Source organism: Stenotrophomonas terrae (assembly GCF_039674165.1).
Classification (GTDB): domain Bacteria; phylum Pseudomonadota; class Gammaproteobacteria; order Xanthomonadales; family Xanthomonadaceae; genus Stenotrophomonas; species Stenotrophomonas terrae_A.
Map to the genome: position 1 here is coordinate 1 of NZ_JBDJMY010000045.1, position 14247 is coordinate 14247.

The 14247-nt window shown below is 64.6% G+C and carries 13 protein-coding genes; 9 read left to right on the forward strand and 4 right to left on the reverse strand.

Annotated features, from left to right (window positions below; all coding sequences use genetic code 11):
• Positions 1-135: 135 nt before the first annotated feature.
• Both ABE493_RS15960 and ABE493_RS15965 read right to left on the reverse strand, forming a co-directional pair.
• Positions 136-945 carry an META and DUF4377 domain-containing protein gene (locus ABE493_RS15960; protein WP_346499867.1) on the reverse strand — a complete coding sequence of 270 codons (810 nt, stop codon included), beginning with the start codon at positions 943-945 and terminating at the stop codon, positions 136-138.
• 84 nt (positions 946-1029) lie between these two features.
• On the reverse strand, positions 1030-1824 hold the full coding sequence (locus ABE493_RS15965; protein ID WP_346499868.1) for an undecaprenyl-diphosphate phosphatase: 795 nt from the start codon (positions 1822-1824) through the stop codon (positions 1030-1032).
• A 213-nt stretch (positions 1825-2037) separates the two neighbouring features.
• Here ABE493_RS15965 and glnA point away from each other — a divergent pair, with 213 nt between their 5' ends.
• From glnA to ABE493_RS15980, 3 genes are all read left to right on the forward strand, one after another.
• Positions 2038-3447, forward strand: a complete 1410-nt coding sequence (glnA, locus tag ABE493_RS15970) for a type I glutamate--ammonia ligase (protein ID WP_346499869.1) — start codon at positions 2038-2040, stop codon at positions 3445-3447.
• 365 nt (positions 3448-3812) lie between these two features.
• Complete coding sequence (locus tag ABE493_RS15975; RefSeq protein ID WP_057627937.1) at positions 3813-4151, forward strand: P-II family nitrogen regulator; 339 nt, start codon at positions 3813-3815, stop codon at positions 4149-4151.
• A gap of 89 nt (positions 4152-4240) precedes the next feature.
• A complete protein-coding gene (locus tag ABE493_RS15980) occupies positions 4241-5656 on the forward strand; it encodes an ammonium transporter (protein WP_346499870.1) in 1416 nt (471 codons plus the stop codon).
• A gap of 242 nt (positions 5657-5898) precedes the next feature.
• Here the strand turns inward: ABE493_RS15980 and ABE493_RS15985 are convergent, their stop codons facing one another.
• A complete protein-coding gene (locus tag ABE493_RS15985) occupies positions 5899-6117 on the reverse strand; it encodes a DUF6500 family protein (protein WP_346499871.1) in 219 nt (72 codons plus the stop codon).
• Between the two features lie 244 nt (positions 6118-6361).
• Between ABE493_RS15985 and ABE493_RS15990 the strand changes: the two genes are divergently transcribed.
• Genes ABE493_RS15990 through ABE493_RS16010 form a run of 5 tightly spaced genes read left to right on the forward strand, consistent with a single transcriptional unit; the run spans position 6362 to position 10898 of the window.
• Positions 6362-7099, forward strand: a complete 738-nt coding sequence (locus tag ABE493_RS15990) for an N-acetylmuramoyl-L-alanine amidase (RefSeq protein ID WP_430980799.1) — start codon at positions 6362-6364, stop codon at positions 7097-7099.
• A gap of 28 nt (positions 7100-7127) precedes the next feature.
• A complete protein-coding gene (locus tag ABE493_RS15995; protein WP_346499873.1) occupies positions 7128-8183 on the forward strand; it encodes a two-component system sensor histidine kinase NtrB in 1056 nt (351 codons plus the stop codon).
• Entirely contained in the window at positions 8176-9624 is a 1449-nt protein-coding gene (gene ntrC / locus ABE493_RS16000) for a nitrogen regulation protein NR(I) (protein WP_346499874.1), read from the forward strand. Before ABE493_RS15995 ends, ntrC begins: the two co-directional genes overlap by 8 nt.
• 41 nt (positions 9625-9665) lie before the next feature.
• Positions 9666-10238 (forward strand): superoxide dismutase family protein, encoded by a 573-nt coding sequence (locus ABE493_RS16005; RefSeq protein WP_346499875.1) that lies wholly within the window; start codon positions 9666-9668, stop codon positions 10236-10238.
• A 45-nt stretch (positions 10239-10283) separates the two neighbouring features.
• Positions 10284-10898, forward strand: a complete 615-nt coding sequence (locus ABE493_RS16010) for a superoxide dismutase family protein (protein ID WP_346499876.1) — start codon at positions 10284-10286, stop codon at positions 10896-10898.
• 960 nt (positions 10899-11858) lie between these two features.
• Here the strand turns inward: ABE493_RS16010 and ABE493_RS16015 are convergent.
• Positions 11859-12746, reverse strand: a complete 888-nt coding sequence (locus ABE493_RS16015; RefSeq protein WP_346499877.1) for a hypothetical protein — start codon at positions 12744-12746, stop codon at positions 11859-11861.
• A gap of 90 nt (positions 12747-12836) precedes the next feature.
• Here ABE493_RS16015 and ABE493_RS16020 point away from each other — a divergent pair, with 90 nt between their 5' ends.
• The gene (locus tag ABE493_RS16020) at positions 12837-14132 is read left to right on the forward strand and encodes an acetyl-CoA C-acetyltransferase (protein WP_346499878.1); all 1296 of its coding nucleotides are present in this window, start codon (positions 12837-12839) and stop codon (positions 14130-14132) included.
• The last annotated feature ends 115 nt before the right edge of the window (positions 14133-14247 follow it).

Below are 14247 nucleotides of genomic sequence, written 5' to 3' on the forward strand. Positions count from 1 at the left end.
GCCATGCTCGGCAGAGGCGTTACCGGTGAGGCCCCAGCCGAGCATGGCTCGGCTCTACAAGGGCGCCGCTCCCGCACAGCGCAAAACAGAAAGGGCGCCTTGCGGCGCCCTTTCTGTTTGTTCGATGGTGACGAATTACTTTGCCGTTTCCGACATCACCACCATGTCCAGCACATAGGCCTGCGACGGCGCATCGGCCGGCGGGTTCTTGATCTGGTAGCGCTTCAGGCGCAGCACGTTGCGCACGCCCGGCTGGTGGGTGTAACCCTCAATGTTGCCGTAGAAGTTTTCGTAGGCACCGCGCTTGCCCTGTTCCAGGCCCTGCTCGTTGTACTTCACTTCACGCACCTGCAGGCAGGTGGCGTCCTTCATCAGCGGGTGCGGGCAGGGCTTGGCCTGTGCGTCCACTTCCATGAATACCGTCTCGCCTGCGCCGCCGTAGCGGGTTTCAGCGGTCGGCTCGGCGCGGAAGCTCAGCACGTCGCCATTGGCGGCAACCAGGCGCATTGCCGATGCGTCCAGCGACTGCACGGTCAGCTTGCCCTGCAGGCGTTCGCTGACCAGGCCGTCCAGCGCCATCAGCGGGCCCTGGCAGGCCTTGTTGGTCGACATCATGTTGCCAACGGTCAGCGCGTTGCCTTCCACGGTGTAAGCACCGCCCATGTTGTTGCAGGCATTGCTGACCGACAGGCGGCCGTCCTTGAAGTCCAGGGTCAGCGGCTTGTCGGTGTTCACGAACAGGCCTTCGATGCGCTTGCCGGCTGCGTCCACGGCGTTGTCCAGCAACCAGTGGTTTGCGCCCAGCTGTGCGGCGTCGATGTTCGCGGCAGGAGCGGCGGTGCTGGTGTCGGCGGCTGCGGTGGTTTCGCTCTTGGTGCTTGCCGGCGGGTTGCTGCAGGCGGTCATGAGGGCGATGGGCAGTGCCAGCAGAAGAATGCGCTTCATGGTGAACTCCTTAGGTAGCGTTGGGAAAGTCAGAACGGCAAACGGCCGGAGCCGGCTGCCGGGGTTGCACTTGCGACTGCACGTTCAGTTTCCAGCAGGCAGAAACAGCAGCAGGCCGAAGCCCAGTGCGATGCGATATAGCGCAAAGCCAGTGAAGGGACGGCGTTTGATATAGCTCAGCAGCCACTTCACCACGATGAAGCCGGTGATGGCGGCGGCGACGAAGGCCACGCCGACATCGGCCCAGTTCTCGTTGCCGAGCTGGCCTTTCTTGGCCATCTCCAGCAAGGCGTAGCCGCTGGCGGCGAACATGGTGGGGATGCCAACCAGGAACACGAACTCGGCCGCTGCCGCGCGCCGGGTCAAGCCCAGCAGCATGGCCAGGAAGATCGCCGCAGCCGAGCGTGAGGTACCCGGAAACACGCCGGCGATCACCTGCGCCAGGCCAACGGCCACGGCGACTTTCCAGGTGATGGTGGTGCTGTCCGGCAGGCGCCCGGCAAAGCGCTCGGCCAGCAGCATCCAGACGCCGCCGATCACCAGCGCCCAAGCCACCGGGGTGACGGTTTCAGGCAGTTCCCAGCCGGCCAGGCGTACCGGCAGGCCGACGACGGCGGTGACCAGGAAGGCCACGCCCAGCTTCATCACGTAGTCGCGGTTCTCGGCCTGGTTCAAGCCGGTGGCCAGCGACCAAAGGCGCTGCCGGAACGCCAACAGCACGGCGAGGATGGCGCCGGCCTGGATGACGATGTTGAAGAAATCCGAGCGCGCGCCCAGCCAATGCTGGGCGATCAGCAGATGGCCGGTGCTGGAAATCGGGAGGAATTCGGTGAGGCCTTCGAGGATGCCCAGTAGCAGGGCAGAGAGCAGGTCGGACATGGGAACGGGAGTAGGGGAGGCGGGCACAGCATAGTGCATTCAGTGCTTCGCACCTGAATGGTGCATGTCATTAAAACAGCACCAAAATGGTGCTTATAACCGCGAACGCTTTTGCCTGGAAACGAATCAAAACAACAACTTGCGGTTAACAAAAAGTTGGCACGCCATTTGCTTTGATACAGGCACGTCACCATTCATCCGAGGTTGCACCCGATGTCGCTGGAAAATGTTGAGAAGCTGATCAAGGACAACCAGATCGAGTTCATCGACCTGCGTTTTGTCGACATGCGTGGCATCGAGCAGCACGTGACCTTCCCGGCCTCGATCATCGAGCCCAGCCTGTTCGAAGAAGGCAAGATGTTCGATGGCAGTTCGATCGCCGGCTGGAAGGGCATCGCTGAATCGGACATGGTGCTGATGCCGGACCCGGCCAGTGCCTATGTGGACCCGTTCTACGCCGACCCGACCCTGGTGTTGATCTGCGACGTGCTCGACCCGGCCACCATGCAGGGCTACGGCCGCTGCCCGCGCGGCATCGCCAAGCGCGCCGAGTCGTACCTGAAGTCCTCCGGCATTGCCGACCTGGCGTTCTTCGGCCCGGAACCGGAATTCTTCATCTTCGATTCGGTCCAGTTCGCCAACGACATGGGCAACACCTTCTACAAGATCAATTCTGAAGAAGGCGCCTGGAACACCGGCAAGAGCTATGACGGCACCAACACCGGCTACCGTCCCACCGTGAAGGGCGGTTACTTCCCGGTGCCGCCGACCGATTCGCTGCACGATATCCGCGCCGAGATGTGCAAGGTGCTGGAAAAGGTCGGCATCGAAGTCGAAGTGCACCACCACGAAGTGGCCAATGCTGGCCAGTGCGAGATCGGCGCCAAGTTCAACACGCTGGTCACCAAGGCTGACGAACTGCAGCGCATGAAGCACGTGATCAAGAACGTTGCCCACCGCAACGGCAAGACCGTGACCTTCATGCCCAAGCCGCTGGTCGGCGACAACGGCAGCGGCATGCACGTGCACCAGTCGCTGGCCAAGGGCGGCAACAACCTGTTCTCCGGTGACGGCTACGGCGGCCTGAGCCAGATGGCGCTGTGGTACATCGGCGGCATCTTCAAGCACGCCCGTGCGATCAATGCCTTCGCCAACTCCGGCACCAACAGCTACAAGCGCCTGGTGCCGGGCTTCGAAGCACCGGTGATGCTGGCCTATTCGGCCCGCAACCGTTCGGCTTCGTGCCGCATTCCGTGGGTGTCCAACCCGAAGGCACGCCGCATCGAAATGCGTTTCCCGGATCCGATCCAGTCCGGCTACCTGACCTTCACCGCGCTGATGATGGCCGGCCTGGACGGCATCAAGAACCAGATCGACCCGGGCGCACCGAGCGACAAGGATCTGTACGACCTGCCGCCGGAAGAAGAGAAGCTGATTCCGCAGGTCTGTTCCTCGCTGGACCAGGCGCTGGAAGCACTGGACAAGGACCGCGAGTTCCTCAAGGCCGGTGGCGTGATGAGCGACGACTTCATCGACGCTTACATCGCGTTGAAGATGAAGGAAGTCACCGCGTTCCGCGCTGCGACCCATCCGCTGGAATACCAGCTGTACTACGCAAGCTGATGTGACGGTGGCCAGTACAGCGTGCTGGCCACCGGCAACACCAGGTGTAGTTGCTAGCTGTTGTTAGGCGGCGGTGGCGTGGACCCTCCCCCTCCCATCTGCGTCATCGCCGCCGCCTTTGTTGCTGGGGAGCACAAAGGTCATGCAACAGCCAGCAGTACGCCTGCAGGGGCAAGAAAATCCGAGCGCGCGGCATGGGCCATTCCTCCCTCCCGCGTGGTTGTGGCGGCCGGCAGCAATGCCGGTGGTCACAGCCAGGCCCATGATGCGTTCGGCGCAACAGCCAGCGGCCGCACAACGGCCGGTGGAAGACACGATGCCGGCCCGCAGCCGCAGGCCGGTCTCCTCCACATCGGGACATGCGCATGAAATTAATCTCCGCGATCATCCGGCCATTCAAGCTCGACGAAGTGCGTGAAGCCTTGGGCGCTGCAGGCGTTTCCGGCATCACCGTCACCGAGGTCAAGGGCTTTGGCCGGCAGAAAGGCCACACCGAGCTGTACCGTGGCGCCGAATACGTCGTCGATTTCCTCCCCAAGATCCGCATCGAAACCGCCGTCACCGACGACAACGTCGAGGCGGTGATCGAAGCCCTGCAGGGCGCGGCCGGCACCGGCAAGATTGGTGACGGCAAGATCTTCGTTACCGCGCTGGAACAAGTGGTGCGTATCCGCACCGGTGAAACAGGCGCCGACGCGCTCTAGGAAACCGCAACGCCCCGTCCTCCGGCGGCAGCGACCGCCAGGTGACAACGGGTCGCTGGCAGGTCCCACCCCCACAACCGGAGTCGACAATGCGAACGGAATTTTTCACCGGGTTCAAAGCCCGGCTCGGAGGCCTGTGCCTGTCTTTCATGCTCACCGCAGTGCTGCTGGGCATGTTTTCGAGCAGCGCCTGGGCGCAGGACACGCAGGCCCAGCCCGCCACCACTGAAGTGGCCGCCGCAACAACGCAGGCTGCAGCCGCACCTGCAGCAGAATCCGCAGCTACCTTCGACAAGGGCGATGTGGCGTGGATGCTCACCGCCACCTTGCTGGTGCTGATGATGGTGGTGCCTGGTCTGGCACTGTTCTATGGCGGCCTGGTGCGCGCCAAGAACGTGCTGTCGGTGCTCAGCCAGGTGCTGGTGGTGTTCTCGCTGGTGCTGATGCTGTGGGTGGCCTACGGCTACAGCGCGGTATTCAGTACTGGCAACCAGTTCTTCGGATCATTCACTGAGTTCGCCTTCCTCAAAGGCTTCACCCCGGACTCGGTCGGCAATACGCCGATCGCTGGCCTGCCGGATTTCCTGTTCGTCGCCTTCCAGTCGACCTTTGCCGGCATCACCACCGCACTGATCGTCGGCGCCTTCGCCGAGCGCATCAAGTTCCGCGCGGTGCTGCTGTTTTCGGCACTGTGGTTCACCCTGAGCTACATCCCGATGGCGCACATCGTCTGGGGCGGCGGTTACCTCGGTGAGATGGGGGCGATCGATTTCGCCGGTGGCACCGTGGTGCACATCAATGCCGGTGTCGCCGGTTTGGTGGCGGCGTGGTTCGTCGGCAAGCGCCTGGGCTATGGCCAGACCGCACTGAAGCCGCACAACCTGCCGTTGACCTGGATCGGCGCGATGCTGCTGTGGGTGGGCTGGTTCGGCTTCAATGCCGGCTCGGCTGCCGCCGCTGACACCGTGGCCTCGCTGGCCTTCATCAACACCGTGCTGGCTACTGCTGCCGCAGTCTTGGGTTGGACGTTGGTTGAAGCCATCAGCAAGGGCCATCCCTCGGCACTGGGCGCAGCCTCGGGTGCGGTGGCCGGTCTGGTCGGCGTGACGCCGGCCTGCGGTACCGTTGGTCCGCTCGGCGCGATCGTGATTGGTTTTGTCACCGGCATCGTCTGCGTCTGGGGTGTGACCGGCTTGAAGCGTCTGTTGAAGGCGGACGACACCGCCGACGTATTCGGTGTGCATGGCGTCGGTGGCATTGTCGGCGCCATTCTCACCGGCGTGTTCAGTGCGCAGTCGCTGGGCGGCACCAAGGTGGACCTGGATATCGCTCACCAGGTGTGGGTGCAGGTGGTCAGCGTCGGCTTCACCGTTCTTTGGTCGGCCGTGGTCACCGCCGCCATCCTGCTGGTTGTCCGCGCGCTGGTCGGCCTGCGCGTCAGCGAAGAAGCCGAACGCACTGGTCTGGACGTAACCACCCATGGCGAGTCGGCGTACGAGGCGTAACCGCGTTAGCTCCTCTGCCGCAGAAGATCAAAGCCCCTCTCCCGCTTGCGGGAGAGGGGTTGGGGTGAGGGCGCTTTTGAGGCATTACCGGTGAGGCCCTTGCCGAGCATGGCTCGGCACTACAAGGCGTTCTCCCGCAGAAAATCAGAGCCCCTCTCCCTCCGGGAGAGGGGTTGGGGAGAGGGTTGGGCGAAGCAGCATTACTGTTCGACCGGAACCAATCCGAACAAACCCGCAGTGCGTCAGCCCTCAGCCAATACCAACGTCTTCACCTTCTCAGCCTTCTCGAAGTGATCCAGGCGATGGGTCTGGATCCACCAGGTAGCCGCTTCCATCAGCAGTTCCGGATCATCATTGCGGTTGGCAAAAAATGCATAGAACGACAGCCCTACCGTCGCCCCCTTCGCTGCGATCTTGGCATCGCAGACAGCAACGATTTTCTGTTTCAGTGAATCACGCATTGTCGCTCCAGCAGATCGTCGATCAACGAGCCTCTATAGCCTAAACACAACGGGCAGCCACCCCCAGCGGAAAGAGTTTTGAACATGCGCCGCATGTTCCGCGCCGGCATCACACCGGACTCCCCAACTCCCTGAGCAGGCCCTCCAATGCAAGCAAGCAATCACGTCGCATCTGTCGGCAACGTTTCCAGCGCATGCCAGACCGCACTTGCAAAGCGGCGCGCGGCAACGTGCAATGGCCTACATGAAGACCAAACTGCTGCTGCCGCTCGCCCTGTTGGCCTCGCTGACGGCCTGTACCTCCACGCCGGAGCGCAATCCGCTGGCGCAGTGGGTGCCGTCGCCCAACTACAACGAGCGCCAGCCGGTGCTGATCGTGCTGCACCACACCGAGCAGGGCTCGGTGCAGGAAAGCCTGGACACGTTGCGCACCGCCAACAGCGGTGGCCAGGTGAGCTCGCATTATCTGGTGGGCCGCGATGGTGACCTCTACCAGCTGGTGGCCGATGGCGAGCGCGCCTGGCATGCCGGTGGCGGCCGCTGGGGTGGCTTCACCGATCTCAACTCGACCTCGATCGGCATCGAGATCGACAACAACGGCAGCAGCCCCTTCACCCAGCCGCAGATCGCAAGCCTGCTGCGCCTGCTCGAAGACCTTTGCAGCCGCTACAACATCCCGCGCAGCCAGATCATCGGCCATGCCGACCTTGCACCTACCCGCAAGGCCGACCCCAGCCGCTATTTCCCGTGGCAGCAGTTGGCCGAAGCCGGTTTCGGCCTGTGGCCCGACCCCAAACACGGCCCGGCACCGGCCGGCTTCGACAGCTGGCTGGCGATGCAGGCCTTTGGCTATGCGCTGGACGACCGTGCCGCTGCGGCACGCGCCTTCCACCGCCGCTTCCGTGGCAGCGACACCCTGCCGGCCGAGCTCGATCCCGAAGACGCCCGCATCCTGTATTCCCTGCTGCAGCAGAAGCAGTGATCCGGCCGGTTTGCACTATATTGGTGCAATGACCGCCTCTGATTTCACCCCTTCGCCGGACCTGATGGCCACTCCCTTGGTCTGGAGTGACGTGGACGGCCGCATCCAGGGCGCCAATCCGGCGTTCTGCCGCTGGCTGGGGGTAAGCGTGCGGCGCCTGCTCGGCCAGCCACTGGTGTCGCTGGAAGCGCAGGGCGAAGCACTGGCGCAGCGGCTGGCGCTGCCGGTCACCGACATGACCCGCCTGCCGCGATTGACCTTGGCGCTGCCGGGCGAAACCCCGCGCTTCGCCGATGGCTGGTTGAGTGCGGTGGAGGAGGGCGGCTGGCTGCTGGAAGCCCATCCGGTGGACGAGTTCCAAGGCGCCGACCCGGCGCAGGTACTGCCCGGCGCATTCAGTGCCGCCCTCAAAGGCCTGGCCCACGAACTGCGTAATCCACTGGCCGGGCTCAAGGGTGCCGCCCAGCTGCTGGCGCGCCGCGCCAGTGGCCGGGATGCCGACGAACGCGAACTGATCGAACTGATCGGCGCCGAGATCGAGCGCCTCAACACCTTGCTGGAACAGCTGCTGTCGCCGGCACCGCAACGCCCGCACGCGCCGCTGAACATCCATGCCGCGCTGGAGCGGGTGCTGCGCCTGGTCGAGAACGAGGCCGGCTGGTCGGTGCGCCTGCTGCGCGATTACGACCCCAGCATTCCGGAGTTCGCCGGCGACGCGGATCGCCTGACCCAGGCACTGCTGAATCTGGTCCGCAATGCCATCCAGGCCGGCGCCACCAGCGTCACCCTGCGTACCCGCGTCGAACACGGCCTGCGCATCGCCGAGCAACCGTATGCGCTGGCCCTGCGCCTGGAAGTGGCCGACGACGGTCGCGGTGTGCCGGAAGAACTGGCCGAGCACCTGTTCCTGCCGCTGGTCAGCGGCCGCGCCGAAGGCACCGGGCTTGGCCTTGCACTGGCCCAGCAGGTAGCCCGCGAACACCGCGGCACCTTGAGCTATCGCTCGCGCCCCGGCCATACCGTGTTCACCGTGCTGCTGCCGCTGCCCGTTGCCGAGGAAACAGCGGAGGTGAGTGATGCATAAGCCCACCGCAGCGGCGACCGTCTGGGTCGTCGATGATGATCGCTCGGTACGTTTCGTGCTGAGCACCGCATTGCGTGATGCCGGCTACACCGTCGAGGGTTTCGACAGTGCCGCTGCCGCACTGGCTGCGCTGGCCAAACAGCCGGTACCGGATCTGTTGTTCACCGACGTGCGCATGCCCGGCGACGACGGGCTGGTATTGCTGGACAAGCTCAAGGCCGCGCACCCGCAGCTGCCGGTGATCGTTATGTCGGCCTATACCGATGTGGCCAGCACCGCCGGCGCCTTCCGTGGTGGCGCGCATGAATTCCTGTCCAAGCCCTTCGACCTGGATGACGCGGTGGAGCTGGCGCGACGCGCGCTGCCCGAAGCCGAAGAATTGCCGGAGCCGGTATCACCGCCGCCTGCAGCAGCGCAGAAAGAAGAAGGCCCGCCGCAGCTGATTGGCGACACCCCGGCGATGCGTGCGCTGTTCCGCGCCATCGGCCGGCTTGCGCAAGCACCGTTGTCGGTATTGATCAACGGCGAAACCGGCACCGGCAAGGAGCTGGTGGCCAATGCGCTGCACCGCGAGTCGCCCCGCGCCAAGGGCCCGTTCGTCGCACTCAACACGGCTGCCATCCCGGCCGAGCTGCTGGAAAGCGAGCTGTTCGGCCATGAAGCCGGCGCCTTCACCGGCGCCAGCAAACGCCATGTCGGCCGCTTCGAGCAGGCCGATGGCGGCACCTTGTTCCTCGATGAAATCGGCGACATGCCGTTGGCCTTGCAGACCCGCTTGCTGCGGGTGCTGGCCGAAGGCGAGTTCTTCCGCGTCGGTGGCCGCGAACTGATCCGCGTCGATGTGCGGGTGGTTGCAGCCACCCACCAGGATCTGGAAACACTGGTCGAACAAGGCCGCTTCCGCGCCGACCTGCTGCACCGGCTGGACATGGTGCGGCTGCTGTTGCCGCCGCTGCGCGAGCGGCTGGGCGACGTACCGCAGCTGGCCGAGAACTTCCTGGCCAACGCCGCCCGCCGGCTCGACATGCCGGCCAAGCGGCTGTCCGTGGCTGCGGTAAAGGCACTGCGCGAACACAGCTGGCCGGGCAACGTGCGCGAACTGGAAAACGTGTGCTGGCGATTGGCAGCGTTGGCCGTCGCCGATACCGTATCGGCCGAGGACGTAAAGGCCGCCTTGAACCGGGGCGGCCGCGCCACCCACGCCACCACACCACTTGCGCCCGAACACTGGGACCGCGCCTTGGCCGCGTGGGCACGCCAGCGTCTGGCCGAAGGTGCCAGCGGCCTGCACGCCGAGGCCCGCGAGCGGCTGGACAACGTGTTGCTGGAAGTGGCGCTGGATTTCACCGATGGCCACCGTGCCGATGCCGCCGCGCGACTCGGACTTGGCCGTAATACTGTTACCCGCAAACTGGGGCCTGGGCGCCGTCGCGGTAGTTGAGCGTGGCAAGGGCCTGTTCGTTCTGTTGCAAGGAGATATCGATGCGTACCCTGCTACCTCTTACCGTCCTGGCCGCCACCGTGCTGCTCAGCGCCTGCGGCACAAGCCCAAACACCAAGGCCGAGCCGCCACCGCCGCCGGTGGCTACGGTCAGTACCGCCAAGTTGGCCGAAGCCAATCTCGCGCCGGCCTCCGCCAGCCTGGTCAGCGGCCGCCTGGCCTTGGTGCCGGAAGTGGGCGGGGTACACATCACCGGCGTCATCGGCGGCCTGCCGCGTGGCCAGCAGGCCGCCTTCCATGTGCATGAAAAAGGCGATTGCAGCGCGATGGACGCCAGCAGTGCCGGTGGCCATTTCAATCCGGCCATGCAGCAGCACGGGCGCGCCGGTGCCGGTGCGCATCATGCCGGCGACATGGACAACCTGCAGGCCAATGCCGAAGGTGTGGTTCACGTCGACGTACACCTGCGTGGCGTTACCCTTGGCGGTGGTGCTGCAAACGATGTTGCTGGCCGTGCACTGGTAGTGCATGCAGCGGCCGACGATTACCGCAGCCAGCCAGCCGGCAATGCCGGTGCGCGCGTTGCCTGCGCGGTGATCCGCGTGGTGCGCTGAGTGCGCCAATCCTGATTTGAACCAGACCAGCAAGGGAGTCACCCAATGCGACTGATCCACACCAGCTTGTTCCTCGCCAGCGCACTGGCCCTGAGCGCCTGCAACAAGGGCGCCGAGCCCGATGCGGCCCCAGCCGACAGCATCACCCCGCCGGCCGCAACCGCGCCCGTGGCCGACCCGGCCGCACCGCCGGAGATGGCCAAGCCGATCGCCACCGCACAGCTGCAGCCGACCAAGGACAGCACGGTCGCGGGCACCATCAATTTCAGTTTGGTTGATGGCCAACTGCGCGCCAGCGGTGACATCAGCGGCTTGAAGCCGGACAGCGAGCACGGCTTCCACATCCACGAAAAGGGCGATTGCAGCGCACCGGACGGCAGCAGCGCCGGCGGCCACTTCAACCCGGGCAGCAGCGAACACGGCAGCATCAGCACCGCGATGCATCACGGCGGCGACATGCCCAACATCAAGGCCGATGCGCAGGGCAATGCGCATATCGACGGCCCGGTGGCGAGCAACGTCAACGTCGGCGTAGGCGATGGTTTCGACATCGTCGGCCGCGGCCTGATCGTCCATGCCGACCCGGACGACTACAAGACCCAGCCGACCGGTAATGCAGGCGCGCGCTTGGCCTGTGCGGTGATTGCCAAGGTGCCTTGAAGTTAGAAACGAGGTTTCAGGAACGAGGAACCAATGAAGGCAACAACAAAGGGCCGCGTAAGCGGCCCTTTGTGTTGTCCTGGGCATACCCAGGTTGCGCTTCTGGCTTGCCTCCCTCCCTTTCGCGCAGCGAAGGGGAGGGCTGGGGAGGGGTGCTTTGGCTTTGGCCTTCGCACTTGCGCTCCACGTAGAACTCACGCCGTGACCCGCCACTGACCTTTCGGGTCGGATGATCGAGGCAGGACAAAAGGCAACAGCATGAGCACCCCTCCCCAACCCTCCCCTTGCCTTCGGCAAAGGGAGGGGGCAGTTCGCGGCGAGCATCAAAGTGCTGCATGCACTGCTCCCTCCCTTGCGCAGCGCGCAGGGGAGGGTTGGGGAGGGGTGCTTTGGCTTTGGCTTTGGCCTTTGCACTTGCTCTCCACGTAGAACTCTTGCCGTGATCCGCCACTGACCTTTCGGGTCGGATGATCGAGGCCAGACAAAGGGCAACAGCAACAGCAAGAGCACCCCTCCCCAACCCTCCCCTTGCCTTCGGCAAAGGGAGGGGGCAGTTCAAGACGAGCATCAAAGTGCTGCACGCACTGCTCCCTCCCTTGCGCAGCGCGCAGGGGAGGGTTGGGGAGGGGTGCTTTGGCTTTGGCCTTCGCACTGGCTCTCCACGTAGAACTCACGCCGTGACCCGTCACTGACCTTTCGGGTCGGATGATCGAGGCAGGACAAAAGGCAAGAGCAAGAGCAACAGCAACAGCAACAGCACCCCTCCCCAACCCTCCCCTTGCCTTCGGCAAAGGGAGGGGGCGGTTCACGGCGAGGATCAAAGTGCTGCATGCACTGCTCCCTCCCTTGCGCAGCGCGCAGGGGAGGGTTGGGGAGGGGTGCTCTTGCTTCGGCTTCACTCCGCTTCAAAACAGAGAAAAGGCCGCTTACGCGGCCTTTTCTGCAGCGACCAACGCGCGCTCAATGCCCAAGCAGCGCCTTGGCATCCTGGCCGGCATTCACGTGTACATACAGCACGTCGATGCCATGCGCTTCCAGCACGGCGGCCATCTGCCGCTGGCGCATCATGTACTGCTCGTAGACGCGCTGCAGGCGGTCGCAGTCGTTCTTGTCCTGGGCGTAGTGCGCGCACCAGCCGGCCGGATCAAACAAGGCCATGCGCACTTCGCCACCTACATAACGCAGCAGCGGCTCGGGGGAGATGTCCAGCCACTGTTCTTCGTTGGGCGCGAACATCGCCGTTTCCAGTAGCGGCCACAGATCGGCCAGGCCCTGGTTGTCGTATTGCATGGCCATCATCGCGGCCAGATCGTTGACGGTGAAATAGCGCGCATGTTCGATCTGTGCGGCAAAGCTGTTCTGTGCCAGCAGCGCGGTGTCTGGCTGCGCCATGCCGTTGGCCAGCAGCACTTCTTCCAGCGCATCGCGGACGGCGCTGCGCACGCCGGGCTCACCGCCTGCCAGCACGAACGGCAGCAGCCGCAGCGCGCCGCCACTCAGGGCCGGATCGGCCTGCAGCGGCAGTGGAATCTCGCCATTGGCATCGGCGCCGAACGCCAGCATTCGTGCGCCGTGGTTGCGTCCGGGCGCGCGCACTTGCAGTTCTTCCAGGCGGCGATGAATGGGCAGACCGGGACGCAGGACTTCGGCCGGGTCGAAATGCGCGGCGGCGAAAACCAGGTCCAGTTCGCTGACCTGCGGCACCAGCTTGGTCAGGTCGCGGCCTATCAGCGCCACCAGTTCACCGGCGGCCTCCGAGCCCAGCGCTGCCTTGCCGGGCTGCTCGCCGCCAGCCAGTTCCAATGCCACTACGCCCAGGGCGTTCACGTCAGGGTTTGAATTGCTCATGATTCGCGGTTGGCCCATCACGGCCTCGAAGCTACACTCAACACCATTATGCCTGCTATCGCAGACAGGCCACGTCGCATACTCATTCCCATGTCAGGTACCCGCATGCCCAGCGCTCGTCCAGTCGCCATCCTCGGTGGCGTCCGCATCCCGTTCTGCCGCCAGAACACTGCTTATTCGGATGTCGGCAATCTTGGCATGTCAGTCCGTACGCTTGGCGCGCTTGTTGAACGGTTCGGCCTGCACGGCCAGCAGTTGGGCGAAGTAGCGATGGGCGCGGTGATCAAGCACCCCAGCGACTGGAACCTGGGCCGCGAGGCCGCGCTGTCGTCCGGGCTGTCGCCGCTGACCCCGGGCATCACCCTGCAACGTGCCTGTGGTACCTCGCTGGACAGCATCATCACCGTGGCCAACAAGATCGCCCTGGGCCAGATCGAGTCCGGTATCGGTGGCGGTTCGGATACCACCTCCGACGTGCCGATCGTCTATGGCAAGAAGCTGCGCGCGCGCCTGTTGGCGGCCAACCGTGCCAAGAAAACCGGCGACAAGATCCGCACCCTGCTCAAGGGCTTCAAGTTCTCCGAACTCAAGCCCGAGTTCCCCGGCGTGGCCGAGCCGCGTACCGGCAAGAGCATGGGCGACCACTGCGAGGACATGGCCAAGGAATGGAACATCTCGCGCGATTCGCAGGATGAGTGGGCGGTGTCCTCGCACAAGAAGCTGGCTGCTGCTTACGAGCGCGGCTTCTTCAACGACCTGATCGCGCCGTTCCGTGGTGTCGAGCGCGACAACATCATGCGCGCGGACACCTCGCTGGAAAAGCTGGCCACCTTGAAGCCGGCCTTCGACAAGAGCTCCGGCCGTGGCACCTTGACCGCCGCCAACTCCACCCCGCTGACCGACGGTGCCGCTGCGGTGCTGCTGGCCAGCGAGGAATGGGCGCGCGCGCATGGCCACGAGCCGCTGGCCTACCTGCGCGATTCGCAGGTGGCAGCCGTGGACTTCGTGCATGGCGAAGGCCTGCTGATGGCGCCGACCGTCGCCGTGCCGGAGATGCTCAAGCGCAACGGCCTGACCCTGCAGGATTTCGACATCTACGAAATCCATGAGGCCTTTGCCGCGCAGGTGCTGTGCACGCTGCGCGCCTGGGAGAGCGAGGAGTACTGCCGCAATCGTCTGGGTCTGGATGCCGCGCTTGGCCGCATCGATCCGGACAAGATCAATCCGCTGGGCTCGTCGCTGGCCACCGGTCACCCGTTCGCAGCGACCGGCGCCCGCATCATCGGCACCGTCGCCAAGGAATTGGCCGCACGCGGTGGTGGCCGCGCGCTGGTGTCGATCTGCACCGCCGGCGGCATGGGCGTGGTTGCCATCGTCGAGCGCTGATGCGATTTGTAGTGCCGAGCCATGCTCGGCAGAGGCGTTACCGGCAATGCCCCTTGCCGACCATGGGTCGGCACTACACGGGATTCTCCTGCCGACCATGAGTCGGCACTACATG